At 68.1% G+C, this 23676-nt stretch carries 25 protein-coding genes and 5 pseudogenes; 22 read left to right on the top strand and 8 right to left on the bottom strand.

Annotation, left to right across the window (positions count from 1 at the left end; genetic code table 11):
* Positions 1-67: 67 nt before the first annotated feature.
* The 5 genes and pseudogenes from ACFYZZ_RS24885 to ACFYZZ_RS24865 all read left to right on the top strand — a co-directional run.
* Entirely contained in the window at positions 68-850 is a 783-nt protein-coding gene (locus ACFYZZ_RS24885; protein ID WP_389179886.1) for an exonuclease domain-containing protein, read from the top strand.
* A 317-nt stretch (positions 851-1167) separates the two neighbouring features.
* Positions 1168-2256, top strand: a complete 1089-nt coding sequence (locus ACFYZZ_RS24880) for a dsDNA nuclease domain-containing protein (protein WP_389179883.1) — start codon at positions 1168-1170, stop codon at positions 2254-2256.
* Complete coding sequence (locus ACFYZZ_RS24875; protein ID WP_389179880.1) at positions 2246-2827, top strand: hypothetical protein; 582 nt, start codon at positions 2246-2248, stop codon at positions 2825-2827. Before ACFYZZ_RS24880 ends, ACFYZZ_RS24875 begins: the two co-directional genes overlap by 11 nt.
* A complete protein-coding gene (locus ACFYZZ_RS24870) occupies positions 2824-4740 on the top strand; it encodes a hypothetical protein (protein WP_389179877.1) in 1917 nt (638 codons plus the stop codon). Before ACFYZZ_RS24875 ends, ACFYZZ_RS24870 begins: the two co-directional genes overlap by 4 nt.
* A 117-nt stretch (positions 4741-4857) precedes the next feature.
* Positions 4858-5073: pseudogene (locus tag ACFYZZ_RS24865) on the top strand (transposase); the annotation flags it as partial.
* 102 nt (positions 5074-5175) lie between these two features.
* Here ACFYZZ_RS24865 and ACFYZZ_RS24860 read toward each other — a convergent pair.
* Positions 5176-5553, bottom strand: coding sequence for a nuclear transport factor 2 family protein (locus tag ACFYZZ_RS24860; protein ID WP_244453817.1), 378 nt, complete (start codon positions 5551-5553; stop codon positions 5176-5178).
* Between the two features lie 248 nt (positions 5554-5801).
* Here ACFYZZ_RS24860 and ACFYZZ_RS24855 point away from each other — a divergent pair, with 248 nt between their 5' ends.
* Together ACFYZZ_RS24855 and ACFYZZ_RS24850 are read left to right on the top strand one after the other, a co-directional pair.
* Positions 5802-6476 (top strand): HNH endonuclease family protein, encoded by a 675-nt coding sequence (locus ACFYZZ_RS24855; protein WP_389179874.1) that lies wholly within the window; start codon positions 5802-5804, stop codon positions 6474-6476.
* Between the two features lie 333 nt (positions 6477-6809).
* Positions 6810-7223 carry a DUF6417 family protein gene (locus ACFYZZ_RS24850; RefSeq protein ID WP_389179871.1) on the top strand — a complete coding sequence of 138 codons (414 nt, stop codon included), beginning with the start codon at positions 6810-6812 and terminating at the stop codon, positions 7221-7223.
* A gap of 86 nt (positions 7224-7309) precedes the next feature.
* Here ACFYZZ_RS24850 and ACFYZZ_RS24845 read toward each other — a convergent pair whose 3' ends face one another.
* On the bottom strand, positions 7310-7552 hold the full coding sequence (locus ACFYZZ_RS24845; RefSeq protein WP_389179869.1) for a DUF3761 domain-containing protein: 243 nt from the start codon (positions 7550-7552) through the stop codon (positions 7310-7312).
* Positions 7553-7743: 191 nt separating this feature from the next.
* The gene (locus ACFYZZ_RS24840; protein WP_389179866.1) at positions 7744-7896 is read right to left on the bottom strand and encodes a hypothetical protein; all 153 of its coding nucleotides are present in this window, start codon (positions 7894-7896) and stop codon (positions 7744-7746) included.
* A gap of 237 nt (positions 7897-8133) precedes the next feature.
* Between ACFYZZ_RS24840 and ACFYZZ_RS24835 the strand changes: the two genes are divergently transcribed.
* Positions 8134-8766 carry a DUF1524 domain-containing protein gene (locus tag ACFYZZ_RS24835; RefSeq protein ID WP_389179863.1) on the top strand — a complete coding sequence of 211 codons (633 nt, stop codon included), beginning with the start codon at positions 8134-8136 and terminating at the stop codon, positions 8764-8766.
* 65 nt (positions 8767-8831) lie between these two features.
* Here the strand turns inward: ACFYZZ_RS24835 and ACFYZZ_RS24830 are convergent.
* Positions 8832-8928: pseudogene (locus ACFYZZ_RS24830) on the bottom strand.
* Positions 8929-9104: 176 nt separating this feature from the next.
* On the opposite strand from ACFYZZ_RS24830, the gene ACFYZZ_RS24825 reads away from it, so the two are divergent.
* Complete coding sequence (locus tag ACFYZZ_RS24825; RefSeq protein WP_389179860.1) at positions 9105-10526, top strand: M1 family metallopeptidase; 1422 nt, start codon at positions 9105-9107, stop codon at positions 10524-10526.
* Positions 10527-11529: 1003 nt separating this feature from the next.
* On the opposite strand, the gene ACFYZZ_RS24820 is transcribed toward ACFYZZ_RS24825, so the two are convergent.
* Together ACFYZZ_RS24820 and ACFYZZ_RS24815 are read right to left on the bottom strand one after the other, a co-directional pair.
* Positions 11530-11712: a hypothetical protein gene (locus ACFYZZ_RS24820; protein WP_389179857.1), complete on the bottom strand. Its 183-nt coding sequence runs from the start codon at positions 11710-11712 to the stop codon at positions 11530-11532.
* 4 nt (positions 11713-11716) lie between these two features.
* Entirely contained in the window at positions 11717-12802 is a 1086-nt protein-coding gene (locus ACFYZZ_RS24815; protein ID WP_389179854.1) for a DUF5937 family protein, read from the bottom strand.
* A 100-nt stretch (positions 12803-12902) separates the two neighbouring features.
* Here ACFYZZ_RS24815 and ACFYZZ_RS24810 point away from each other — a divergent pair, with 100 nt between their 5' ends.
* Complete coding sequence (locus ACFYZZ_RS24810; RefSeq protein ID WP_389179851.1) at positions 12903-14117, top strand: MFS transporter; 1215 nt, start codon at positions 12903-12905, stop codon at positions 14115-14117.
* An 8-nt stretch (positions 14118-14125) separates the two neighbouring features.
* On the opposite strand, the pseudogene ACFYZZ_RS24805 reads toward ACFYZZ_RS24810, so the two are convergent.
* A pseudogene (locus tag ACFYZZ_RS24805) lies at positions 14126-14561 on the bottom strand (site-specific integrase); the annotation flags it as partial.
* A 301-nt stretch (positions 14562-14862) separates the two neighbouring features.
* Here ACFYZZ_RS24805 and ACFYZZ_RS24800 point away from each other — a divergent pair.
* From ACFYZZ_RS24800 to ACFYZZ_RS24770, 7 genes are all read left to right on the top strand, one after another.
* Positions 14863-16017 (top strand): serpin family protein, encoded by a 1155-nt coding sequence (locus ACFYZZ_RS24800; protein WP_389179848.1) that lies wholly within the window; start codon positions 14863-14865, stop codon positions 16015-16017.
* Positions 16014-16478, top strand: coding sequence for a hypothetical protein (locus tag ACFYZZ_RS24795; RefSeq protein WP_389179845.1), 465 nt, complete (start codon positions 16014-16016; stop codon positions 16476-16478). Before ACFYZZ_RS24800 ends, ACFYZZ_RS24795 begins: the two co-directional genes overlap by 4 nt.
* Complete coding sequence (locus ACFYZZ_RS24790; RefSeq protein ID WP_389179842.1) at positions 16475-16663, top strand: hypothetical protein; 189 nt, start codon at positions 16475-16477, stop codon at positions 16661-16663. Before ACFYZZ_RS24795 ends, ACFYZZ_RS24790 begins: the two co-directional genes overlap by 4 nt.
* 188 nt (positions 16664-16851) lie before the next feature.
* Positions 16852-17253, top strand: a complete 402-nt coding sequence (locus ACFYZZ_RS24785; RefSeq protein WP_389179839.1) for a hypothetical protein — start codon at positions 16852-16854, stop codon at positions 17251-17253.
* On the top strand, positions 17202-17621 hold the full coding sequence (locus ACFYZZ_RS24780; protein WP_389179836.1) for a hypothetical protein: 420 nt from the start codon (positions 17202-17204) through the stop codon (positions 17619-17621). Before ACFYZZ_RS24785 ends, ACFYZZ_RS24780 begins: the two co-directional genes overlap by 52 nt.
* Positions 17622-17653: 32 nt before the next feature.
* Complete coding sequence (locus ACFYZZ_RS24775; RefSeq protein ID WP_389179833.1) at positions 17654-17809, top strand: hypothetical protein; 156 nt, start codon at positions 17654-17656, stop codon at positions 17807-17809.
* A gap of 340 nt (positions 17810-18149) precedes the next feature.
* The gene (locus ACFYZZ_RS24770) at positions 18150-19082 is read left to right on the top strand and encodes a DUF4232 domain-containing protein (RefSeq protein WP_389179830.1); all 933 of its coding nucleotides are present in this window, start codon (positions 18150-18152) and stop codon (positions 19080-19082) included.
* Positions 19083-19532: 450 nt separating this feature from the next.
* Here the strand turns inward: ACFYZZ_RS24770 and ACFYZZ_RS24765 are convergent, their stop codons facing one another.
* Positions 19533-20018 (bottom strand): hypothetical protein, encoded by a 486-nt coding sequence (locus ACFYZZ_RS24765; RefSeq protein WP_389179827.1) that lies wholly within the window; start codon positions 20016-20018, stop codon positions 19533-19535.
* A gap of 200 nt (positions 20019-20218) precedes the next feature.
* Here ACFYZZ_RS24765 and ACFYZZ_RS24760 point away from each other — a divergent pair, with 200 nt between their 5' ends.
* The 5 genes and pseudogenes from ACFYZZ_RS24760 to ACFYZZ_RS24740 all read left to right on the top strand — a co-directional run bounded on the left by ACFYZZ_RS24760 (position 20219) and on the right by ACFYZZ_RS24740 (position 23409).
* A complete protein-coding gene (locus ACFYZZ_RS24760) occupies positions 20219-20647 on the top strand; it encodes a hypothetical protein (RefSeq protein ID WP_389179825.1) in 429 nt (142 codons plus the stop codon).
* Between the two features lie 90 nt (positions 20648-20737).
* Positions 20738-21568 (top strand): annotated as a pseudogene (locus ACFYZZ_RS24755) (IS701 family transposase); the annotation flags it as partial.
* Positions 21475-22058: pseudogene (locus ACFYZZ_RS24750) on the top strand (transposase); the annotation flags it as partial. The pseudogenes ACFYZZ_RS24755 and ACFYZZ_RS24750, both read left to right, overlap by 94 nt.
* 55 nt (positions 22059-22113) lie before the next feature.
* Positions 22114-22683, top strand: a complete 570-nt coding sequence (locus ACFYZZ_RS24745) for a DinB family protein (protein ID WP_389179822.1) — start codon at positions 22114-22116, stop codon at positions 22681-22683.
* Positions 22684-23070: 387 nt separating this feature from the next.
* Entirely contained in the window at positions 23071-23409 is a 339-nt protein-coding gene (locus ACFYZZ_RS24740) for a hypothetical protein (RefSeq protein ID WP_389179819.1), read from the top strand.
* Positions 23410-23676: the final 267 nt, after the last annotated feature.

Genomic DNA, 23676 nt, shown 5'->3' with positions numbered 1-23676 from the left:
GGATCGACCGAACCGCTGCGCAGCGTCCCCGCGACGCCTCACACAGGAGGAAGGTAATACGGTCACCGTGGACCCGGACGACGTGACGGAATGGGATCACTGGCTCGATTACCTGGTCGACGGCGCAGCTGTACAACTCGTACGACCCAGCGACACCGACCGGCCGACCTGGGCCGCCTACGAAGAAACTCGGTACCTGGGCACCGTCCACGGCCAGTTTGATTCCGACGGACGCTGGCACGTCCAATCCCTGAACGAGCGCCACCTCAGCCTCGACGACGCCGTCCGCGCCCTGCGCCGACCCGCCACCTGGGCAGCCGACCGAGAACGCGTCCGACGGTGGGCCCGCAACACCCTGAGTGACCCGCGCCTGCTCGTCCTCGACATTCAGACCACCGGGCTCGACACGGCTTGGGCCGTACAGATCGGCGTCACCGACCGGGACGGCAACGCCCTCTTCGACGAACTCGTCAACCCGCTGGCAGACATCACGCCCGAAGCCACCGCCCTCCACGGCCTCGCACCGAACCAACTGGCCTCCGCTCCCACCTTCGACACGCTGCTGCCCGACCTCGCCCACCTCCTGGCAAACCAGCGCTGCCTCGCCTACAACGCGGACTTCGACAGAGCAGTCTTGGAACGGGAAATCCATCGCCTGCCGCAGCCTGCACGCACCACTTGGGCGACGCTGCACCCTCGCACGTGGACGGACGTCATGGCCCCCTACGCAGCTTGGAAGGGACTCTGGTCCGCCCGCCACTGCTCCTACCGCTACCAGCCACTTGGCGGCATCTACGACGCCGTCACCAACTGCCGGCGCTTGCTGACCACCATGCACCGCATGCGCTGAACGCGCTGACGCTGCCCCTCATAGACTTGGCGGCCGCTATGCGGCCCCGCGATAGCCGTTGTCTCTGTGCGCCGGGAGCGCAAGCAGGCCGAACCGGCTTCAGATCCACGCCCCAAGAAGGGGCTCCCGCTCCTCCCTCTGGCCACGCGATCTGATCGCTTATCGTCACGGACAGCATTCGATTCGGTGCTGACCGTTGCCCCGTGAAGCAAGTGGTGATCTACTGCCTTTCCGATGTCATTGGGGGGCATAGGTGCGACAGGACGTGTGTGCCGCGTGCACGGAAGCGCTCAGTTGGGGGGCGTCAGGGAGTGCCAATGGCTTTGGCACCTGCTGACGGCGGTAGGCGTAGCCGCCGGGGCTTCGCTTACCAGGATGTAGTCACTCTCCTGGACTGCCTGGACATGCTGGATGGACAGTGGACTTCGGTGTCCTGGGAAGACCTGGAAGACATCCTCTGCTACCGCGATGACGCGCCGAACTACCGCCAGGTCAAGACGATCGAAGAGGCCGGTACCCGGCACAGCGTGGCCAGCGTCTGCAGGCCGGAAACTGCGCAGAAGACAGCAGAGACGAGCTATCTGGGCAAGTTGTTCCTGGACAAGCCCCTTCCGGATGGCACTCGCTTCACGCTCATCATCAACGAGATGCCGCAGCGCGACCTGTATGAGTTCGCGGTGGAACGGGACCGCCCGCGCGGGCCTGTGAGCGAATCCACGCGCAACGACGTCATCGAACGGCTGAGCTGCCTGCAGCTTCCGGACGGCCGCGACGTTGCCTGGTGTGTGGATCGTCTTGATGTCCTCGTCGTCGGCCGCACGATCGAAGACGTCGAACGAGAGGCGCTGCACCGTTTGGCCCCGCACGTCGGTGCGCTCCTGGGCACCGGACCGTTGGTCGCGGAGGTGGAGGAGGTGATGACCCGTCTCATGGAGGGCATCGCCCGCAGTGCCCGGGCCCTGCGGGCGCAGAGCGTCAGCCGCGATACCTTCCGGGCAACCCTGGAAGACAGCGTGCGCAAGGTCACCGGCCGACGCAGCGACGGCTCGACGGAACCTTTGATGACACTGCAGGAGAAACTGCGGCCGGCAGGCGTCTCCGACGTGGAAGCCGAAGCCCAGCACGACGCCATGCTCACCTTCCGCCGCAGGCGCCGGTCCAGCATCGGCACCAGACGGCAGCAGCTCGACGACCTGGCGGACGACGTCCACGCCCTGTGCACCGTCACCATGGCCGAGCGGCGCAGCGGCCTCATCCCTCCAGGCCCCGACGCCTACCAGGCCACGATTCTCAAAGTCGCCCAGATGCCACAGGTAGCCGATCGCACGTACAATCTCGTTGATGCCCTGGCCACCCTCAGCGACATCACCGCACGCTGCCTGAACAGGTACGTCGATGCCTCATAAAATCGGCAGCCGCGTCGTCCCGCCCCTGCACCGTCCCTGGGATCCGGACGACTCCCCGGACTTCCACGCCGCGCGCCTGCTGCTGCTCATCCACCTGTGCGGTCAGCAACCGGGCTCCTACATTGCCGGCCGGACCAAGTTCGCCAAACTCGACTTCTTCCTGCGCTACCCCGGGTTCCTGGAACGCGCCCACGCCGCCATGCCGCAGGTCGTGCCGCTCGGTGACGCCTTTTTGGCCCAGGACTCCACTGAGGTCGAAGCGCCCATGGTCCGCTATCGCTACGGCCCCTGGGACCATCGCTACCGGCAGTTCCTGGCCTTCCTCGTCTCACGCGAGCTGGTCACCGTCACCACCAGCCACAAGCCCGAACGCATCAAGCTCAAGGCCGCCGGCCGCAAGGCCGCGGAGCGGCTCGCGCGCACGCCTCAATTCCAGCCGCTGGTCCGTCGCTGCGAAGCCATGCAGGGCAACCTCGCCAGCATGACCGGCACCCAGCTCAAAGACCTGATCTACGAGCTGTTCCCGGACGAGGTCGGCAACGCGCCCTTCCGCCAGGAGATCCAGCCATGACCAAGCCTGTCATCGCACACCCCGACCGCGGCATCCGTGTCCAGTCCGTCCGGCTCGTGCAGCACACCGGTGAGATCGACGAGTACACCTTCCGCTCCGGCATGCTCAACATCATCACCGGGGTCCGCAACAGCTCCAAGACCACCACGCTCAAGGCGATCGACTACTGCCTCGGCGACCGTGACAGCCCCCGCGACGCCCTGACCATCGCCGTAGCCGAGAAGTACGTCGAAATCAGCACTGACCTGACACTGAACGGCATCCCGCACACACTGACCAGGTCCCTTCAGCACGGTCGCATGAACAAGGTCTACATCGACGGAGACGACCTGAACGTCGACGCCTTCTCCAGCTGGATCCTGCAGGAGCTCAACTGGCCCGACCTGCAGATCCCAAAGGGGATCGTCGCGGAATCAGCCAACCAGCTCACACCTTTGTCGTTCCGCAACACCCTGCGCCACATCTACCGCAACGAAGACTCCTGGACCGACTTCGCCAACAAGGAAGCCGAGTTCATCCGGCGCGCCGTCGTGAGCCAGCTCCTCGGATTCGCCCGCGTTAAGTACTCCAACAAGGACTTCCATATCGCCCAGGCCAGAAAACGCCTGGCCGAAGCCCAGGCCGTCGAACGCGAAGTCCAGGAGAGCACCCTCCAGGCCGTCACCGCCATCTCCGACCGCCTCAACATCCCCGTAGCCCGCTCACCGGAACAAGTAGCAGCCGCTCGCGATGCCGTCCGAGCCGAGCTCGATGCAGCCTACGAGCAGCGCCGACAGCTCACCGCCGACATCAACAGCATGGTCCATGGCGGCCACGAGACCACCGGCGCCGGGTATGACACCACCCTCACCGCCGACTACGAGAACACCTCACGCCGTCTCCAGCGCGCCCTGGACGAGGTGACCGCCCTTGAGCAACTCCACGACGAGCACAAGCAGTCAGCGCAGACGGTCACCGCGGAGATCGGCCGTATGCAGCGCCTCATCACTTCCGTCGATCTCTTCGACACCCTGCCTGTCCGGCTCTGCCCCGCCTGCGAACAAACTGTCGATCCACGTCGTCCCCACGACGACGACGCCTGCTACCTCTGCAACCAGCCCGTCAGCGACGACCAACGCCGACGCCGCGCCCAAGTCGAAATCCGCTCCTTGGAATCGGAACTGGCAGACCTGCAAGACGTCGTCGCCCGCACTAGCGCCGATGTGCAGACCGCCCACGAACGCCGCACTCACCTGGAACAGCAACAAGCCGAACTGGCCAAGCGCATCAACAATGAACGAGCCGCCCAACTGGCCCCCTTCATGACCGCGCTCGAGGACCTCGCCGGAAGCATCGCGCAGCTGGAACAGAAGATGACCGCCTTCCCAGCTATCGAAGAGATCCTGCAACGCCGCATCGATGCCAGCCGGACCGTCGCATCAGCCCAGCAGGCACTGAACGACATCACCGAGGCCCAACCCCCGCACCAAGCCGTCGGCCTCTCCCCGGCCGACCGTTGCGCCCTCTTCGCAGACCGCATGAACTCCTTCCTGCAGACCTACCGAGGACACGGCTGGGTCAAGGGAAGCGTCACCATCAGCGACAGCGACCTCACCTTCTACGTCGGAACCCGCCCCTGGAACCAGATCCTCGGCGCCGAACTACGGGTGCTGTTCTTCCTCGCCTATAGCTACGCCACTCTCTTCCTGGCAAACGACCTGGACGAAGAGTGCGCCTTCCCCGGACTCTTGATGCTCGACAACCCCTACCAGCAGGGCATCGACGCCAGCGTCATCAAGTCCGTTCTGCAGGACCTGGGAGAAGCCGCTCAAGCCACGGGCACACAGGTCATCACGACCCAAGCGCTCCCCGAATCTCTCCGAGGCGAGAACATCCGGCACATTCAAATGCCGCAAGTCTACGAAGCGAATTAAGAGAGGCTGCGTCCGACCAAGCTTCGGGGCGAAGAGCTTCGCAGTCCCGAAAGGCTCTCCACCGCCGTGTCCCATGTGTCCACGAACGTCAGGTAGGCCTGCTGACGCTGACCGGGCCTCTCCGCCCACACCGGCGCGGACATCCGCCGCTGGGCGAAGAAGAACAAGGTCGAGCTGTGCTTCACCCCGACCTACGCTTCCTGGGCCAATCCGATCGAGGCCCACTTCGGCCCGCTGCGGCAGTTCACCCTGGCCAACGCCCGCCACCCCGACGTACTCACCGCCCAACGCAAGGAACGCGCCCGCGTCCGCAGCGAGAATGGCATCCGCTGAGGCGGACGCCCCCTCAACACCGCAGCCTGACCAGCCGCGAACCGCAGCCCCCGAGCGCCGAAGGGGGCAAGTTCAGGAGCAGGACAGCGACAGAAGGATGACTCAGGAGGCGGACGGTTCGATCTCCCCCGCAAAGACGATGACCTGGTCGATGAGGCTCCGCCGCAGATGGACGACGTCCGTTCCCGCCAGGCGGGGACCTCCATCCGGCGTGGTAAAGACCCACTGGTACCGGGCCCACTCGCCAGGCATGTCCACCGCCGAGCAGCGCACCATCGTGCCGGTCCCCGCCGGGTGGCGCCGGATGTCCAGCACGAACCGCTCGACCGCCGCGATTCCTTCGCTGCGACCCAACGGCCCCCAGAAGACCACATCTGAGGTCAGAGCCTGGGAGAGCAGGGCAGTCACATAGCTGTCGTCCGAGGCGTTGAACGCGGAGATGAACGTGTCGATCGCGGAGCGTGCAATCTCTTCCTGCATGCCCCAGTAATACCAGCCGTTTCGCGTGCGCTCGTCCCGCGAGCCGCCTTCCGATCACGGTGAACCATTCCCGGTCACAGCACTAGCCGCGTGCCTCCACTGGCTGCGGTAGCGCCTGTTGCGGGTGGGCTGACCATCGGATTTAACCCTCGATCGGGTGGCGTCGCCTTCGGTGCCGGGCGGGTCGCGGGCGGGAGCCAGTACGAAGATCACGAACTGCCTGTGATCTTCGAGAGGACCCCTGTCTCGTGCGTCTCGCCCGTACCGCTGCCGCAGCTGTCACTGCCTTCACCGCGCTCTTCCTCCCGACCACCGCGAACGCTGCCCCGGCTGTCGCCGCACCCGGTGACACCGTCATCGCTCCCGTACGCGACCTCCTGGCGCAGCTCCCGGTGCGTGCCGAGAACCGCACCGGCTATGAGCGCTCGAAGTTCAAGCACTGGATCGATGCGGACAAGGACGGCTGCAACACGCGGGCGGAGGTGCTGAAGGCCGAAGCAGTCGTGGCCCCGGTGCAGGGGCCGAAGTGCACGCTGAGCGGGGGAGAGTGGTACTCGCCCTACGACGACCGCTACATCGACGGCCCTAAGGGGCTGGACATCGACCACCTGGTCCCGCTGGCCGAGGCCTGGGACTCCGGCGCCTACGCCTGGACGGCCAAGGAACGTGAGGACTACGCCAACGACCTGGGCGACGACCGGGCGCTGATCGCGGTGTCGGCCGCCTCGAACCGGTCCAAGGCCGACCAGGACCCGTCCACCTGGCTGCCGCCCGCCGCCGGCTACCGCTGCACCTATGTCACCGACTGGGTGGCGGACAAGACCCGCTGGGGCTTGAGCGTCGATGCCGGCGAACAGGCCGCGCTCGCCGAAGTGCTCAGCAACTGCCCGGACGTGCCCGTCACCGTGACCCGGGCCCGCTGACCTTAGGCCCGGACCCCGGCCCCGGCCCCTGCGCCCGTGCCGGGGTCGGCGCGTCAACGCCGGTGATTTTTCCCGGGTTCCGTCCCGAACCTGCCGGACGGGCTCCTATGGTCGGCTCGCGTTCGGCGGTGAGAGCGGGGGAGAGCGGTATGAACAGCAGGAAGACCTTCCTCGAGGCACTGCGGGCCCTGCGCGACCATGAGGAGGCGGCCCAGCACGGCTGGGTGCTGCTCGGCATGCTGCGCCCCGACCATCACAAGGCGGTGAAGAGCGCCGCGGGGCAGGGCTTGGTCGAGCTGGCCGGCCGGGAGACGCGCGCGGAGCTGTCCGTCTATGAGGGTGGGACCCGTGGTGTGGGCGGCCCGGCTGACGGGGCACGGCCGGGATGTGCTGGTCTACGCCGAGGCCGGCCCCGCCCCCGACCGCCAGCCCGTCGGGCCGGCTGACGGTGAGCGGCTGGTGGAGCTGCGCCGCTCGGAGATGGACGCGCTGCGCCTGTACGTGCACCTCGGTGCCCGGCTGCGCCTGACGCCGGCCGACGGCCTGGAGGAGAAGGTGCGCACCGCGCGCCAGCTCGGCAGCCGGTGGGTTCTGTACCTGAACGAGGAGCAGATCGAGTCGGTGGCCTACGCCTTCTACCTGCGCTCGGTGGGCGGCTTTGGCGCTGAGGCCAACAGGTTCGGCCGCGAGTACGGCATCACCTTCCGCCCGACAGGCAGATGGCAGGCCGTACTCCCGCGACGGTAGCTGGCCGGCTGGTTTATGGGCCGGGTCCACAGCGCGCAGGTCGCCTTCTCCGGGTGCGGCGGAGGCGACCTGCGGTGTGTGGCCGTCTACTTGAACCAGTAGCGGACGCCGTGGTGGTGGGAGCATGTGCCCTGCGAGTGCCGCGAGTACGACAGAGAGGCGTCCACGCACTTCGCGGTTTCGTACTTGTCCTTGGGCTTTTGATGGTGCGTCCAGCCGCACACGCCAGTGGTGTGGGAGATGCAGTGGTGAGCGGTGTTGGTCGACGGCAAGGTCGCCGCGGACGCGGCCGGTGCACTGAAGAAGACACCGGCCAGGGCGACAGCCACCGCTGGGACGGCAAGACGAACGCGCAAAGGAACCCCCTTTTGGAGTCGAGCAAGTGCAGGGGGACTCTATGCAGGTTTCACCCGCTTACATGCCGTTTTTTGGAATTTTGGACCCGGCGGCGGGCCGCGGAACCCGCGCGATGGAACGGAGCTGCCACGACTCGGCTTCCTCGGCGAGCAGAGGCCGATCGTCAGCCGTCGCGTGAGGGGACGCGGGCGTGATCGGTCGTGCCGAAGTGCTGCAGGACGTCCAACAGTTGGTGCGCCTCGGTGAGTGTGAACAGCGGCAGGCGCGGCTCGTACAACTCCGGCATACCGAATGCGGGATCGAGAAGTTCGCCCATGCGGGGCGCAAACGCACACCACCCCGCGCCGGTTACGCCCGCCGGCCGGTCTCTGACCAGGGATTTACCCCCTTCGCCTCCCGCGTGCTGTGGTGCCCACCCGTCTGGACCCGTGAGGTGTGGGTGAAGGCGGGGTGGGGGAGTTGTCGCATCCAGTCCACGCGCGTAGCGAACTGTTGGCCGACTGCGGTTATCTCGTATGCGCATCTCCAACCCCCCACACCCCTTGGAGAGTTCATGCGCCGTGTCCTTGTCGGCCTGTCCGCAACCGGCCTGCTCCTGGTCGGTGTCAGTGCCGCCCCGGCCCTCGCCGATCCGCCCGCGCCGCCGCCGCTGCAGACGGCCCGCAGCGAGCTGGCCGCGCTCACCGTCGCCCCACCGCATTCCATGGACGGCTACGCCCGCGACAAGTTCGACATCTGGTCCACTCAGCCGGACGGCTGTACCACCCGCCAGGACGTCCTGGCCCGCGACGGCAAGAACGTCCAGGACAAACCCGACCACTGCCAGCCGGCTTCCGGCACCTGGTACTCGGCTTACGACGACACCACCGTCACCGACGTCGCCAAGGCCACCATCGACCACATGGTCCCCCTCGCCGAAGCCTGGCGCTCCGGCGCCGACACCTGGAGTCCGGATCAGCGCAAGGCCTTCGGCAACGACCTCAAAGACCCCCAGCTGCTGATCGCGTCGGAGTCCTCGAACTCCTCGAAGTCCGACAGAGGGCCGGCCGACTGGAAGCCCACCAACCACACCTTCTGGTGCACCTACGCCGAGGACTACACCCACATCAAGTCCATCTGGAAGCTGACCATCACCGACAAGGAGAAGGCAGCACTGTCCTCGATGCTCGACACCTGCACCAACTGACCGACCCTCGACATCAGCCGGAGCGCTCACCGGGCAGTTGGTCGGTGAGCGCGGCCTGCATGGGGCGGAGAGGGCAGGATTCGAACCTGCGTGGACCCCCGTGGGGGTCCGACCTCGAGGCGTGCTCGCTGGTCCCCGATCAACCACTCCGGGCACCTCTCCTCGTTCCCGGCCCCGGTGGCGTCGCCTGGGCCGTTCACGTGAAAGAGATCCCCTGCGTACCCTGGCATTTTCGCCGCCCAAGCGGAGCCGACCTCCCCTCTTCGCGCGGGCCTGTGTCGGCCGTGGGGAACCCTGTGCCAAGATCCGCTGGCATGTCATCTGTCATGTCGTCTGCCATGCCTGCGTTGCCTTCGTCGCCCACGGGCCCCTCAAGAACCGGTCGCCGTCTGCTGGTCGCCCTGCTCGCGCTGCTCGCGACAGCAGGCTCCACCGTGGCCGAGGCCGGCACGCCGTCCGGCCCGGCGCCCGGCGCCGCGGTGAGAGCGGCCGAACCCGCGACGCCCGACCGCCCCAGCTACGACGTGAAGCTGCGCGCCGACGCCGACGGCTCCCACTGGGCGGGCCGGCAGACGGTGTCCTTCCGCAACGCCTCCAGCCGGCCCCTGCGTGAGGTGTACATACGCCTGTGGGGCAATGGCGAGGACGGCTGCGGGACATCCGGAAGACCGTCCCCCGTCCGCGTCTCCCACGTGCGCGGCGGCACTCCGGGCCGCCCCGGCGTGAAGTGCACGGCGCTGCGCATCGCTCTGCCGAGGCCGCTCGCACGCGGTGAGCGGACGGCCGTCTCCTTCGACGTGGCCCTCACCGTGCCCGCACGCAACAACCGCTTCGGCCGCGAAGGCGCGTTCCGCTTCCTGGGCAACGCGCTGCCGGTCCTCGCCGTGCACGACGCGAGGGGGTGGCACCTCGATCCGTATGTGTCGTACGGCGAGAGCTTCTACACCCTGGCGAGCGACTTCCGGGTGCGCCTCGACCACCCGTCCGCCCTCAAGGTCCCGGCGACCGGCAGCACATGGACCCGCCCCGGCGGTACCGGGCGTACGGTCACCCACAGCGTCGCCAAGCGGGTGCGGGACTTCGCATGGGCGGCGGGCCCGTTCCGCACCGCGACCCAGACCTCGCCCGGCGGCGTGCGCGTGAAGTCGTACTGGTCGCCGAACACGCCCGCCGCCGGTGTCCGCCTCAACCGCAAGGACGGCGTCGCCGCCATCGACCGGTTCGGCAGGGAGTTCGGCCGCTATCCGTACGGCGAGATAGACCTCGTGATGACCCCCGGGTTCGCCGGCGGCATGGAGTACCCCGGCCTGGTCATCCTCGGCACCGAGGAGGAGGGCGGCGCCACCGTCCATGAGATCGCCCACCAGTGGTGGTACGGCGTCGTGGGCAACGACGAGTACAACTCACCCTGGCTGGACGAGAGTTTCGCTCAGTACGCCAACGCGCGCTACTACCGCTGGGACGGGTTCGAGTGCTCGCCGGACGACTCCTGGCCGAGCGCCACCGCCGCGCTCACCAACTCGATGGCCTACTGGTCTACACACCGTGGCGAGTACTTCCAGGTCGTGTACGGGATCGGCCCCTGCGTTCTGGCCGACCTGGAGCACGTCCTCGGGGCCGGCACCATGGCGCGCCTGATCAAGAAGTACGCCCACGACCACTGGTACGGCGTCTCCACCACCGTCGACTTCAAGAAGGCCGCACAGTCGATGGCGCACAGGGACCTCGGCCCCTTCTGGCGGAAGCACCGCATCCGCTGAAGTCGCACTCCGCTCGCGGGTGACGGGCGTACCCCGTCGGCGCCACGATGACGGTGACCGACGGGGTACGCGGGCAGGGCGGCGTCGTTCCGGCGGTGCATCCGGGTTGATGGGGCTTCAGGAGCTGGGGCAGGACTGCGGGGTGGTCGGCGGGGGCTGACGCGGAGGCAGGCACGACTTCCGGTGATCATGAGGTGTCGAGTCCCTGATCACCACGACGGAAGACCGTGCCTGCCTGCTCATCCTCGCTCATCCCGCGCCCTCTGGGCCAACTCGCCGACACCGCGCCGACCGTCCACCGGCGCCGCAGACAAGCCTCACTCGGCCGGCTGACACCCGTCGAATTCGAAGCCGTCATGACCACACCGGCTCTCCAGGCCGCGTGACCGAACCTGTCACCCAAACCTGCATCAGACCCGCCGGCCGCCGCCCGGACGGTCAGTGCCTCGCCGGTCGGCAGCTGCACGACAGTGGGCACCGCTTCCCCCTTGCCACAGATAACAGGGCCGCTTCACGTAGCGGCCGGAGAACGTCGCCGCAGGTTACGAATCGCGATGCCGCAGATAATAGGGCGTTATCTGTGGGACGACTTCAGACTGGTCCCGCGACCGACGCACCGTCGGCCGCCCACTAGGGCCGACGAAGGCTTAGCGCACGATCTGACACGGATGTTCCTCGCCCCCCGTGTCCGGGTCCACGGCGTGGCGCGAGGGCGAGAGCTTCGAAGATCGGCACCGACGAAACAGTTGAATCAAGCGGCGGGCGGGGTTGTGTCAGTCGGTGGACAAGAGCGCGGCGTCGTGCGCGGGTCTTTCCGTGTCCAACGAACGGCGCCGGGAGGGGGTTGCTTGTCAGTCCTCGTCTTCGGTGTCCTCGACGGCGTCCGGGTCTCGGAAGGGACGCAAGCCCTGCCCAGGGCGGCTGGTCGCACCGCCGCGATCAGGCAGCACGTCCTGGATAGTCGGGGGATCCGCGGCCCGACGGAGCTTGGGCGACATGACGGCTACAGGCCCGCCCGGGTCAGCAACCACTCCATGCGCTCGACGGGAAGGAACGGCGAGGCACCGGCGGCCTCCGCGACGCGCTCCGAGGAGTCGGCGAGGAGCCGGAACAGCGATGGGAGCGGGACCGCAGCATCGGGCGATGGCGCGAAGGCGGCGGTCGCCCGCCTTCCGGCATACCGCACCTGCTCAGCGCAGGAGGGCCGTCAGCAGGTCTGTGCCCAGCGTCGTCATCTCGGGCAGGTTGAGGGCGTAGTGGACGTAGCGCCCGTGTCGACGGGTGGTGAGCAGGCCCGCGTGGCGCAGGACGGCGAGGTGGCGGGAGACCTCCGGGGGAGTGAGTTCCCAGGCGTGGGCCAGCTCGCCATTGGTGTGCGGGCCGCGGGCCAGGGTGCGCAGCAGCCGTAGTCGTACCGGATGTGCGAGTGCCTCCAGCCGGAGGGTGACCGTTTCCAGCGACACCGGCTCTGACGGATCGGGCTCGGCCACGGGGTACTGCACCACCGGCTGCCATCCAGGCGCGTGGACCACCACCAGGTGCGGGCGGCCGAAGTCACTGGGGATGAAGGTGACCCCGGTGCCGTGGGCGGCGGTCGCGTTGTCCTGCAGCTTGTCCACGACGATGCAGTCGCCGTCCGGCGCCAGGGTGACCGCGCCGGAGACCGAGGCGAGTGCCGCCCCGATGCCCTGGCGCTTCAGCAGGTCGTTCTTAAGACGCAGGTCGGTGGCCAGTTGCACGGCGACGCCTGTCCAGGCGGCGTCGAAGAACGCCTCGGCGCACTGTTCGAGGGTGTGGCGCACCCGCGCCCGCACTGCGGCCGGGTCCGCGAGCAGCCGCTGTGCGAATGCCTCTTGGAGTGCGCCGCGGGCCTGGGCCAGGTCCAGCGCCCGCTCGCGCGCGGCCCGGTCGGCGAGCGGCGACGGCGTAGCGAAGTGGACCCGATTGCTGCCGCACGTGGTGATGAGCGCGGCGCTCACATAGGTCTCGTCGTCGATCCGGTCCACATCGTCCAACTCCTCGGCGAGGGTCGGCCGAGGTCGGGCGGGGACCAGGAAATCGGCTCGTGAGGAACGCCAGAGGAACTCCGCCTCCCTGAGTCGCTCGGCCAGCTCCGGCGGCATCCCGGACCAGACGTCCCCGGCCCAGCCGGCCAGCCGCGGGTGATGCCCGGGTTCGGCCAGGACGTGCAACATCGCGGTCAGTTCGGCCAGCGGGGAGGCGGTGAACCGCAGCCGCTCGGCCGGTAGCCCGGTGATGTCGATGCGCAGCGTCATCCCCACATCATCGCTGGTCGGACGGCCGGCGACGGCGTCGGTTGACGATGTCCGTCAACCGACGAGCCGCATCCGGCGACCCGGCCCGACCGTTGGCGCCATGGCAACCACCACCAGAATCCAGCCCCGCACCCTCCTCCGCGCCTCCGGAGGCCCCCGCTACGCCGTCGCCCTTGCCGTGGACGCGCTCGGTACCGGCCTGCTGCGGCCCTTTCTGCTCCTCTACGGGGTGACGGTGCTCAGGCTGTCCGCGCCGGTCACCGGCACCGCCATGACAGCCGGCGTCGTCGCGGGCCTCGTGTGCATGCCTGCGGTGGGCCGATGGCTGGACCGCGGCGCACGCAGCACGGTCGTGGCGGCGTCGATGCTGGTTCGGGTGTTGGGCGTGGCGCTTCTGCTGGCCGCCCCGACAGGGAACGTCTGGCTGTTCGCCACAGCGGCGCTCTTCCTCGGCATCGGCAACCAGGCATGGCCGGCCGCCCACGCCGCCCTCGTGGCCACGGTCGCCCAAGGCCAGGAACGCGACGCCGCCCTCGCAGGGGGCCGCGCCCTGCGCAACGCCGGCCTGGGCGCCGGTGCCCTCCTCGCCAGCGCATGCCTGACAGGCGGCACCACCGCATTGCAGGCGCTGGCAGCCGTCACCGGGCTCGCCTACCTCGCCGCGGCGGCCCTGGCGTGGTCGGTCGACGTGCACGCTCATCAGACCGCTGTCACGGTCAAGGACGGGGGCGGGGACGGGGACGAGGACGAGGATGGAGACGACGAGCCCGCACCCAGGATGCGCGCGCTGCTCGCCGCCAACGTGATCTACGTCTTCTGCCTCAACGTCCCCGAAATCGCGCTCCCTCTGGTCCTGGTGACACAGATGCACGCCTCCCCGGTGTGGTCGGCGGCCATCTTTGTGGCCAACACGGTGCTGGTGGTCACCCTGCAGGTTCCGGTCACCGTCCTGATGTCCCGCTTCCCGCGCCGGTCCGTGCTGGCAATCGCGGGCGTGGTGCTCACCGCGTCCTACGTCGGTTTCCTCGCGGCCACCTGTCTGGGGCACGGCTGGGGTGCCCCGGCCGTCGCCGCGGTGTCCGTGGTCTGCACCCTCGGCGAGATCATCTACGCAGGCAGCGCCACCGCGTTCGTCACCGCCCTCGCCCCAGCGCACGCCCTGGGACGCACCCTCGCCCGCTTCCAGCTCTCCACGGGCTTCGGCCTCGCCGCCTCCCCAGCGGTCATCACCGCTCTCGCACCCCACGGCCCGGCCGCCCTCTGGGGGAGCCTCGCCGCCGCTACGCTCCTCTCCGCCTCCGCCGTGGCTCGCTGAGCATGATTCTTGTGCCGCGACTTCCCCATGACCATCGGCAGGCTAACCCCGGCCTGGCCGAGGTGGGTGAGGCCGGAGTGCCGGTATCCGTGCAGGCCCCAGCCCGCACCCGGCACGCCACTGAGTGCGGTGTCCTCATCCAGCGGGGCGCGGGCCTGACCGTACGACAGCTGGACGAGCCCAGTGTCCCGGCAGACGTCGCGCGAGCTGACGACCTTTCCCGGCGCTGGGCGGGCGGTGGGCGGCACTGGGCGGGCGGTGGGCGGCGGAGGGTGACGAATACCGGCCCGCTCGCACGGCCCTTGATCAGTCGGCGCAGCAGGCGGGCGGTGCCGGCGTCCCAGACACGGTCTCCAGCACGAACTCCTCGCGTGCGGCGCCACAGCGCCGGGTACGCGGCTGGGCGCCCTTCGCCTTCACCGGGGCCTGGCGCCCGGTGCCATCTCCCACTGCCTCAACTCGATCGACCATCAAGTCGTCATCGGCACCTGGCACAACGAATTCACGATGGCCGGATTCTGCGGCTGCTACGCAACTTGCTCGGGGACGGGCACATGGAGGACTGGATCTGAACCTGGGTGACAACGCTCAGCGGGGCGCCCCCAGGGCGGCGGCAATACGTGGATTGTCGCGGAACACCACTGCTCGATCGCACGAGGGATCTATGTTTGGCCTTGGCAGGGAGACGGGTAGATTTGGCCGGATCGGTGCTGCGGGGACGCCTGGAGCCTGCGGGGAAGGCGTGATGAAGACCGGGCTGATGCAGCAAGTTTCCGCGATCCGAGGGCTTGCCGAACGCTGGTTGGCGGAGGTTGCCGGCGATCCCGCAGTGCGGGCCGAGGACGGGAACTTCGTGTGTTCGCCAACGGGGTTGTGGCTCGCGCTGACTGCTGCCTCGACGGGTGCTCGGGCGGGGACGGCTCAGGAGCTGCGATCGTTGGTGGGCGCCGCCGGGCCGGAGGCCGCCGCGGCGGCCCGCGCTGCGACGGCTGCACTGGCTGGGACGGGCGGACTGACGGTGGCCACGGGGGTCTGGGCGCGGACACCGGTGTACCGGGAATACCGTGAGTCACTTCCGGAGATCCGCTTCGGACACCTGGATCCGAGCGCGCCGGACGCCGCGTCTGCAATCGACACCTGGGTACGAGAAGTCACCCGCGGCCTGATCGGAGGGCTGCCGCTCCGGCAGGACCGGGAAGTGCTGCTCGTCCTGGTCAACGCTCTTGCCCTGCAGGCTGATTGGCAATCCCCGTTCCGACCGCAGGACACCGTGGACCGGCCTTTCACCGACGAGCGCGGGGTCGAGCACCGGGTGCCGACCATGTTCAAGGAGCTGCCCCGGCCGACCCACGCGTGGACAGCCCCCAGCCGGTCCGGAAGCCCGGTGAACGTGGTGGCGCTGCGTTGCATGGCGGGACACGGTCAGGAGCCCGTGCAGGTGAGCTTTGTTCTCGGCGAGCCCGGGCAGCCCGCCGCCGAGGTACTGCCCGCTGCGTGGGCCCCGCACGACCAGCGGCGCCCCATGGAGGCGGACGCGGTCACCTTCGCGCTGCCACGGCTCCGTCTGCGGACGGGACTTGACGTGACGCAGCACCTCCCGGCACTCGGGGCTGCTCAGGCGGCGTCGCGGCTCGCAGATTTCTCCGGGATATCGCCCGAGCCTCTGACAATTGGTCAGTTCGTGCAGGAGTCGGTGCTGAAGGTGAATGAGCGGGGGTTGGAGGCGTCAGCGGTGACGGGCTACAGCCATGTGCTCAGTGCCTCCGTCCGACCTCCTGTCATCCAACACATCGCCTTTGACCGGCCGTTCGGCATCGTCGTCTTCGACGGCAGCGCGATACCGCTTTTCACCGCATGGCAGTCGGCTGCGCCCATGGGCGCTGATCGGGGAGGCGCATGATGTTGGTGCTGGAGCTGCTGGGCCTGCTCGGCATGCCGTTGGTCACCTATTTCGCCGTGAGTCAACAGTGGCGCGGGCGCATCCTGTTGCCCGTGGTGTTCATCCTCCTGGGTGTCCTGCTCTATGTCGGCGACGACATGCACGGCTGGCGCATGGTGTGGTACGGAGCCGACTGGTTGCTGGTCCTGTTGATCTTGCAGGTTCTTCACAGCCCCGCGTTCGCCTCGCATTACGAGGCCAAGCTGTGGGACCGGATGCCGCGCTTCGAGGCCAGCCTGCAAGGGATGGGGCAGGACTTGCACGGTTGGCTGCATGATCCCCGTCTGAGCCATCCGGGGCTGTCGCTGAAGCTTGATCTGAACGGTGACCTGCTGGTCGCGGCGAAGCTGAACGGCCAGGGGGGCGGCGACGTTACACCGCGGTGGAGGCGTGCCCGCACTGCGTACTGGAGTCGCTGGTGAGCGGGCTGGTCGCAGAAGAGCCGGTCGAGGTGCTGGAGGAGTACCGCACCGGGATCCGCAGCGGTGAGGGTCGTGCCGTTGACGTCTACTACGGCGGCCACCTCCACGGCGTCGTCATGCAGGTCACCGACGCCAACTGCGAGTCACCCCCAGCGGGGGTGCAGTGCACGCTCCACAGACGGTGATCCCGTTCCACCTATGAAACAGGGGGCGTTGGCGCCCGGCGATGCCGTGGCAGCTTTTTCAAGATTCTTCAGGGAGAGACCGAACAACCTGGTCCTTCACCGGCACGTGCAGGGGGTCGCACGTCGGCCTGGCCCCGGTGCTCGAAGGCCTCCCGGCTCTGATTCCGCCGATGCCCAGCCTGGCGAAGATGGCCGGCGCGCTGGCACCCCTGACGACGATGGCTGGGACGCTGGCACCGAACGGCTTCGCTATCCAGGCGGGACTGCCGCAGATGGTGCTGGAGATCATTCGCCCCCTCCCGTCGCTGACGGACCTCATCGGCGGCCATGTGGCCGACCTCTTCGCCGGAGTCCGGTCTGTCGCCGACTGGGTGAAGCGGCTGAAGCCGTCCGTCCTCGCCGAGGCCCGCTACGCCTTCCACGCAAATATGAAGGGCGACACGGAGCCGATGAAGGACTTCCTGCGCCGCTGCCTGCGCCTGTGGCCGGTGCTGGAGGACCACTGTCAGGCCCTGGCTGTGGCGATGTTCGAGCGCGCTTGGGAGCGGAGGCCGACCTCACCGCCGACCAGTCGGTGCGCAGGGTCCTGATCCGCTACGCCCGCCAGGGCTGCGACTCCGAGCGCGATCACCAGGTCCGCGGTGCCTCGATTGGTTACATCCCGGACGGGTGGGAGCAGCGGGACACCGTGCCCGGGCCGGAGGATCTGGTGATCCCTCGCCTTGTTCCGTGGGCCCAGCAGTTCGAGACCGCTCCCGTGCGGTACGTGGCAGGCCAGCTCAACGAGCAGGAACAGGCCCTGGTCCGTGCCTGGTCGGAGAACCACCCCTTGCCGTGGCCCAAGGCGTCGGATCTGGTGCAGCAGGATGAGGCGCAAGGAGAGCGGGCCCGACGCAAGCTGATCCGCCTCGGCAAGGAGTGGCGCAGGCGCGAGAACAACCGCCGGGAGCTTTCGTGAGTACGCCGTCCGACCGGTCGCAGGAACCGTTGATGACGGTGCGTGCTGCCGTCATCTTGAGCACCCAGATCGCCGTGGCCGTCGGCGTGCTGTGCGTGCTGGCGGGGAACCCCTGGGCTGTCGCGGTACTGGCCGCCGGGGGTGCCTTCGCCGGCACTGTCGCCTTCGCACGGTCCGTGATCGGCTGAACTGTCCACCCGTCCTCTCGCAGCGTCTGCGGCATTCAACGCGTCCAGGAACTGGCCGGTGAGGTCGCCTGACAAGCCGGATCCCGCAGTCAGGGACGCTGGCTGAGCACGGTGTCGATCCGGGACGAGGCAGCGACCCAAGCGGCAGCATCGTGATCAAGGTACGACAGCAGGTTGTGCACGTCGTTGCGCCGGCCGGCGCAGACGCCCTCTGCCGGGTGTTCGTCACGGCCAGCAATCTGGCTCCGTCCCGGACGCGACGGACTGCTCGATCCATCCGAACGGTCCGGTGGACCCTGAACCGCCTGGCGGGTGGGGCGCTGCCTGTCCGCAAGGGCACATGAGTGATCCAGCAGCTGCCAGCCTTGCCGGACGGGACCCTGCCGGCCGGAACGCGGGACCTGCCATGTCCGGCAAGCCGGTCTGGGCGGCGAGCGGCCGGGACACAACAGTGAAACTGCTGGGACGTGTCTGGTACAACCGGTGCCGCACGTGCGGCGTCATGAGTGTCACACGGCCAATGAGCCGCCCGCGCAGCAGAAGGGCAACCGCGTTGTCAGCTCCACTCATACTCCGGCGAGTACTCCCCGCCACCGCACTCGCCTGTATCGCGGTGATCGCCACCGGCTGCAGCGCGGGCTCGGCCGGCCCCTCCTCCGGTGGCACCGCCGCAGCCGCGGTTTCCGACGCACCGGCTACTTCGGGCGCACCGGCTACTTCGGGCGCACCGGCTACTTCGGGCGCACCGGCTACGACGGCGCCTGCCGCGGCGGCTACAGCTCGGGCCAGCGGTACGGGCACCGGCACCGCGACGCCGACAAGCACCACGCATGGGGGTACCGCCGCCTGCCCGACCCGTTATCTGAACGCCAGACCGGGTGTCAGCCAGGGTGCCGCCGGCAGCGTCTACCAGGTGATCGACTTCACCAACATCTCCAAGACCGCCTGCACCCTGTACGGCTACCCCGGGGTGTCGCTCGCCGGGGGCAGCCCCGTCCGTCAGATCGGCCCGGCCGCCACCCGCAACACCACCACACCCCCCACGCTGGTGACGCTGGCGCCGGGGGCCACCGGCAACGCGCTGCTACGGATCACAAACGCCGGCAACTACCCCGCGGAGCAGTGCCACCCGACTGCCGCGCAGTACCTGCAGGTCTACCCGCCGGGTCAGACAACCCCGATCTACGTCGCTTATAACTCGACTGCCTGCGCCGGGACGGTCGGCATCCTGAGCGTCAGCACGGTCCAGCCAGGCGCGGGGAGCGCGTCGTAGCACGGCGGCCTTCGGCCTACGAGCTACACCACCGTCGTGCACCGGGGGCACGCGGTCAAGAGTGAGTGTCGTCCATGGCCAGCAGCATTCAACTGCCCTGTAATCGTGTGCAACTTAGTGGCCGGGCGAGTTAACCGGCTCCTACGGTCGGGAGTCATGAGAAAACCCCGGCGAGGCGGAGGAGCCTCCCGGGGTATGGCCGACTGCAAGGAGTCGACATGGCGCACGCCACCGCCGCAGCGCCCAGCGTCGCCTTCGGCCAAAGCGACGGCGCTGGCGAGGCTGAATAGCACAATATGTCTCTTCATCGGTGCTTCTCCGGGGTGAGGACGGCCTTGCTCACGCCGGAAGATCACTCAACCAGGACCCCTGTTCGACCTGCACGTTCCAAGATCGGTTGAGAGACGGCTTCTGACGGGACCTTCTACGAACCGCAGCCGTCGGCCTCAGTCACCTGACCTGCGGGTCTGCGAGGAGGATGACCCGATCGGCTTCGACGTCGAAGCCGAGCACTGGATGACCGTAGTCGCCTTCCGGGTCCATCAGCACCGGCTTGCCCAAACCTTGCCCGATCTCCCGAAGGAAGCCACAGAGCACATCAAGTCGGTCCTGGCCCTGCAACTCCCGCAGGTCGACGTCGAAGTCGACTTCATCGTCGGCATGGAAACTGAAGATCGCCAGCACATCGGTGGTCGGCCAGACCCGCAGGTCCGGGCACTCAGCATCCGCCGGGCGGGACAGCACGGCCTCCGCCCGGGGCATCGGAAGCACCGTCTCTCCCTCGGAGTACTGGTACTTCCAGCCCTTCTCCACGACAAGATCGAGGACCGCTTGCCAGTCCTCCACCGAGGCGTTCGGGACACGCACGTCAGGCAGCGACCCCATCAGGTCCAGGTCGAAGAAGCACTTCACGTCATCCCACAGCAGGTCGGCCACCCCGCCATGCTGCCCGGCTCGCCGACCCAACGCACCCCCGTTTCCCTTGACCAAAAACATAGGGGCACCCCCCCGGCTCAAGCGGAGGTGAGTCGGCGAGGGCGGCGTCGACTGGCCAGGAGAAAACGGCCTGGTCTGTTCGTGTGACAGGGGCTGGCGCCGCACGGAGCCCGTCTCTCCAGCCGCCGCATAGTGGCGGCATGACTACCGATCAGGCCGACGACCTTTCCGTCCTGCAAGCCCCCCAAGCGGCGGTCCTGGCACGGCAGCTTGTGGAGTCAGTGGGCAATCACCAGATGAGGAGGGCGACGGTGGTCCTCGCCTCCTTCCGTGGCGGCTACTGGCTGCGCCGGTTCATCGAGGAGCCCGCGCTGGGCGCCGTGGAACCGCACGACCGCCCGACCTCGGTGAACTGGGCGGGTGTCCTGAAACTGCTGCGGACACCCGAGCTGCTGGACGACAATCGCCGAGAGCCCGGCACCATGGGTCCCCACCTGACTGTGCTGGAGATCGCCGCATCGCTTGCCGCAGGTCACCCCCTCGACCTGCGCCGGGCGGCCATGCAGCTTTCCGGGGCGGAATGGAGGGACGTCCTGCTGAGGATGGAGTCGGCAGCCGACTTCGTGTGATGCCCCTGCGGCGCGTCGCCTCCCCGGAGTGATCTAGTACTGCAACGGTGCTTGTCGTGACAGATGGCCAGGTCGATCGTTGGTGTGGTTGTGGGTGGGGACCTGGCTCATGTCAGGCTGTGGGCGCGTGAACTGGATGCGATGCATGAGCGTTTCGTGCACCGTTTCAGCAGGTCGGAGCCTCGGGAGTCGGCACTTGCTTATATGCGGGGCCTGATCGCTCCGCTGCAGCGGAAGAATGGCTGGACTCTGGCCGAGGAAGCCGGCCATGCGGGCCCGGACCGCATCCAGCGGATGCTGAACCGTATCGAGTGGGATGCCGATGAGGTGCTCGACGACGTGCGCCAGTACGTGGTCGGCAACCTCGGCGACCGGGACGCCGTCCTGATCGTGGACGACACAGGATTCTTGAAGAAGGGGACGCGGTCGGCCGGGGTGCAGCGGCAGTACTCCGGCACCGCCGGGCGGACAGAGAACTGCCAGATCGGCGTCTTCCTCGCCTATGCAACCGGCCGTGGGCGGACACTGATCGACCGGCGTCTTTATCTGCCCACCTCCTGGACCGATGACCGCGAAAGGTGCCGCCGGGCAGGTATCGACGACAAGGTCGGCTTCGAAACCAAGGTGGCGATGGCGAAGGCGATGGTCCGCCGCGCCATCACGGACAAGATCCCGTTTCGGTGGGTGACCGCGGATGCCGCCTACGGCTTCTCCAAGGGCTGGCGGTCCGAGCTGGAACGGGCGGATGTCTTCCACGTCATGGCTACCACCCGGCACGACACCGTGGTCACCCGCTGGGCGATCGACCATCCCGTCCACGACCTGTTCAGCGCACCAAGACGTGGAAGGAGTCACCCGACCCAGACCGGGAGGCAAAGCTCGACCGGATCGAGCAGGTGCTGGAACGCTTCCCGGACCGGGTCTTCGCCTTCGACGAGTTCGGCCCTCTCGGGATCACGGCTGTTACTCCGTTGGCGACGACACCCTGTGGGGTGTCAACCGCCGCCGCAAAGGCACCGCCAACAGCCTCGCCGCCTTGAAGTCGATCCGCGCGGCCCGGCCCGACGGCGCCCCCATCTACATCATCCTGGACAACCTCTCCGCCCACACCGGCGCCGACATCCGCCGCTGGGCGAAGAAGAACAAGGTCGAGCTGTGCTTCACCCCGACCTACGCTTCCTGGGCCAACCCGATCGAGGCCCACTTCGGCCCGCTGCGGCAGTTCACCCTCGCCAACTCCCACCACCGCAGCCACCCCGCGCAAACCCGGGCCCTGCACCGCTACCTGCGCTGGCGCAACGCCAACGCCCGCCACCCCGACGTGCTCGCTGCCCAGCGCAAAGAACGCGCCCGTATCCGCAGCGAGAAGGGCATCCGCTGGGGCGGACGTGCCAGGTGCCTGGCAGCGTGAACGAACGACTACCGGCACAGCCCAGTCGCACAGCACGAACCGCAAGGAGCTCCGCATGGACCATCAGGACGTCGACGCCGCCGTGGCAGAGATGCTGCGGGTGCTCAGCCCCCGTACCGCAGAGGACTGGACAGTGCCGGCGGGGCCGCTTGAATGGACCTGCTGGCAAACAGCAGCGCACATCGGCCATGACCTGCTGGCCTACGCAGGGCAGCTGGCAGCACAGCCCGCCGACGCCTACCTTCCCTTCGACCTGAACATCCGCCCCACCGCCTCACCGGCTGAGGTACTCCAGGCCGTCACCGCCTGCGGCGGGCTGCTCAGCAGCGCGTTGGCCACGGCCCACCCGGCCCTGCGTGCCTGGCACTGGGGTCCGTGCGGCCCTGAGGGGTTCGCAGCGATGGGCGTCGCCGAAACCCGGCTGCACACCCACGACATCACGCAGGGACTGTCGGTGAACTGGCTACCACCAGCCTCGCTGAGCGCAGCCGTACTCAGCCGGCTCTTCCCCGCCGCCCCGCCCGGAGACCCCACCCAGGTAATTCTCTGGTGCACCGGCCGCGGGGACCTCGACGGCCTCCCCCGTCAAACCTCATGGAGGTGGGAAGCAGCACTATCGGACTGACCGAGCTGACCCCGGCGAACCTTCCCGGGTCACAGCACTAGGGCGGACGAGGTCCATGGTGGTGGTCCTTCCGAAGGCGGGGCGGCCCGGCCGGCTCAGAGGGCAAGGACTGGAGACGGACGCGCACGCTGCCTGGTGGCAGTCCTGGTCATTTCCTCGATGAACGCACCCGAGGTGTCCCGCGGCAAAACGGACGATAGGCTGAAAAAGGCACCGTACCCACGGGTGGCTTGGCTTCCGCTGAGAATCGACGGAAGCATGACCCCTGTTCAAGGGGTCAGGTGCCCGGCGTGACAGAGCGAGGCTTCCTCCTCGGTGTCCTCACGACCGCTGCTGCGGTGACGGGGTCGTCACGTCTCACCGACAGCTCCCCAGGGAGGTTGAACGATGAACCGGACGCGTCGTCTTACAGTACTCACATTCCTGGTTGCTCCCGCGCTTGCGGTGGGTCCCGCCTTTGCCGCACATGCGTCGGGCGCCACCGTGCCTCGGGCCGTCCCCCGGGCGGCGGCGTGCCATGTCGAAACCGAGTCGAACGGCAAGTACCACCTGTGGGGTGAGGGATTCGCCGGTGGTACCAAGGTGACCTACTCCGGATCCAGCTCTGGCACCGTTTCCACGGACCAGTCGGGAAGGTTTGACATCGGCGGCCTCAACGGGAGCAAGTTCGTCGTCAAGACGGCCGACGGGAAGACGACGCTGACTTGCGCCATGGTCAGCCACTGAGGTGAGGATCCGGGTGGCGTACCGGGTTCCGCCGCCTCAGGAAGGCGCGCCGTCCGGGACTTCCAGCTTCCGGTGTCGAGTAGTAGTAGGCGCCGACCACGGCGAGGGCGCCCTTCGCCACGAGAGGTCGCGGTTGGAGTGCAGCTTGGCGGCCGTCAACTCGGCTTGGGCGCGGCCCATGGTGTCGACCGGGTCGGCGCCGCCGTCCCGGACTGCCTGCCGGATCCCCCCAGACTCAGCCCGCGCACCGTCACACCAGCGGTGGAG

The sequence above is a fragment of the Streptomyces sp. NPDC001816 genome, from assembly GCF_042892235.1.
Lineage (GTDB): Bacteria > Actinomycetota > Actinomycetes > Streptomycetales > Streptomycetaceae > Streptomyces.
The sequence above is the reverse complement of the archived record's forward strand: the minus strand, read 5'-3'. Positions and strand labels throughout refer to the sequence as shown.

What these genes read in the sequence shown, in the direction of transcription:
- ACFYZZ_RS24870 (WP_389179877.1), top strand. Translation starts at nt 2,824, where the DNA reads ATGACCAAGCCTGTCATCGCACACCCCGACCGCGGCATCCGTGTCCAG.
- ACFYZZ_RS24800 (WP_389179848.1), top strand. Translation starts at nt 14,863, where the DNA reads ATGAAGACCGGGCTGATGCAGCAAGTTTCCGCGATCCGAGGGCTTGCC.
- ACFYZZ_RS24850 (WP_389179871.1), top strand. Translation starts at nt 6,810, where the DNA reads ATGAGGGTGGGACCCGTGGTGTGGGCGGCCCGGCTGACGGGGCACGGC.
- ACFYZZ_RS24835 (WP_389179863.1), top strand. Translation starts at nt 8,134, where the DNA reads ATGCGCCGTGTCCTTGTCGGCCTGTCCGCAACCGGCCTGCTCCTGGTC.
- ACFYZZ_RS24745 (WP_389179822.1), top strand. Translation starts at nt 22,114, where the DNA reads ATGGACCATCAGGACGTCGACGCCGCCGTGGCAGAGATGCTGCGGGTG.
- ACFYZZ_RS24840 (WP_389179866.1), bottom strand. Translation starts at nt 7,896, where the DNA reads ATGGGCGAACTTCTCGATCCCGCATTCGGTATGCCGGAGTTGTACGAG.
- ACFYZZ_RS24860 (WP_244453817.1), bottom strand. Translation starts at nt 5,553, where the DNA reads ATGCAGGAAGAGATTGCACGCTCCGCGATCGACACGTTCATCTCCGCG.
- ACFYZZ_RS24810 (WP_389179851.1), top strand. Translation starts at nt 12,903, where the DNA reads ATGGCAACCACCACCAGAATCCAGCCCCGCACCCTCCTCCGCGCCTCC.
- ACFYZZ_RS24875 (WP_389179880.1), top strand. Translation starts at nt 2,246, where the DNA reads ATGCCTCATAAAATCGGCAGCCGCGTCGTCCCGCCCCTGCACCGTCCC.
- ACFYZZ_RS24740 (WP_389179819.1), top strand. Translation starts at nt 23,071, where the DNA reads ATGAACCGGACGCGTCGTCTTACAGTACTCACATTCCTGGTTGCTCCC.
- ACFYZZ_RS24775 (WP_389179833.1), top strand. Translation starts at nt 17,654, where the DNA reads ATGACGGTGCGTGCTGCCGTCATCTTGAGCACCCAGATCGCCGTGGCC.
- ACFYZZ_RS24815 (WP_389179854.1), bottom strand. Translation starts at nt 12,802, where the DNA reads ATGACGCTGCGCATCGACATCACCGGGCTACCGGCCGAGCGGCTGCGG.
- ACFYZZ_RS24880 (WP_389179883.1), top strand. Translation starts at nt 1,168, where the DNA reads ATGGCTTTGGCACCTGCTGACGGCGGTAGGCGTAGCCGCCGGGGCTTC.
- ACFYZZ_RS24825 (WP_389179860.1), top strand. Translation starts at nt 9,105, where the DNA reads ATGCCTGCGTTGCCTTCGTCGCCCACGGGCCCCTCAAGAACCGGTCGC.
- ACFYZZ_RS24770 (WP_389179830.1), top strand. Translation starts at nt 18,150, where the DNA reads ATGAGTGATCCAGCAGCTGCCAGCCTTGCCGGACGGGACCCTGCCGGC.
- ACFYZZ_RS24785 (WP_389179839.1), top strand. Translation starts at nt 16,852, where the DNA reads ATGGCCGGCGCGCTGGCACCCCTGACGACGATGGCTGGGACGCTGGCA.
- ACFYZZ_RS24760 (WP_389179825.1), top strand. Translation starts at nt 20,219, where the DNA reads ATGACTACCGATCAGGCCGACGACCTTTCCGTCCTGCAAGCCCCCCAA.
- ACFYZZ_RS24795 (WP_389179845.1), top strand. Translation starts at nt 16,014, where the DNA reads ATGATGTTGGTGCTGGAGCTGCTGGGCCTGCTCGGCATGCCGTTGGTC.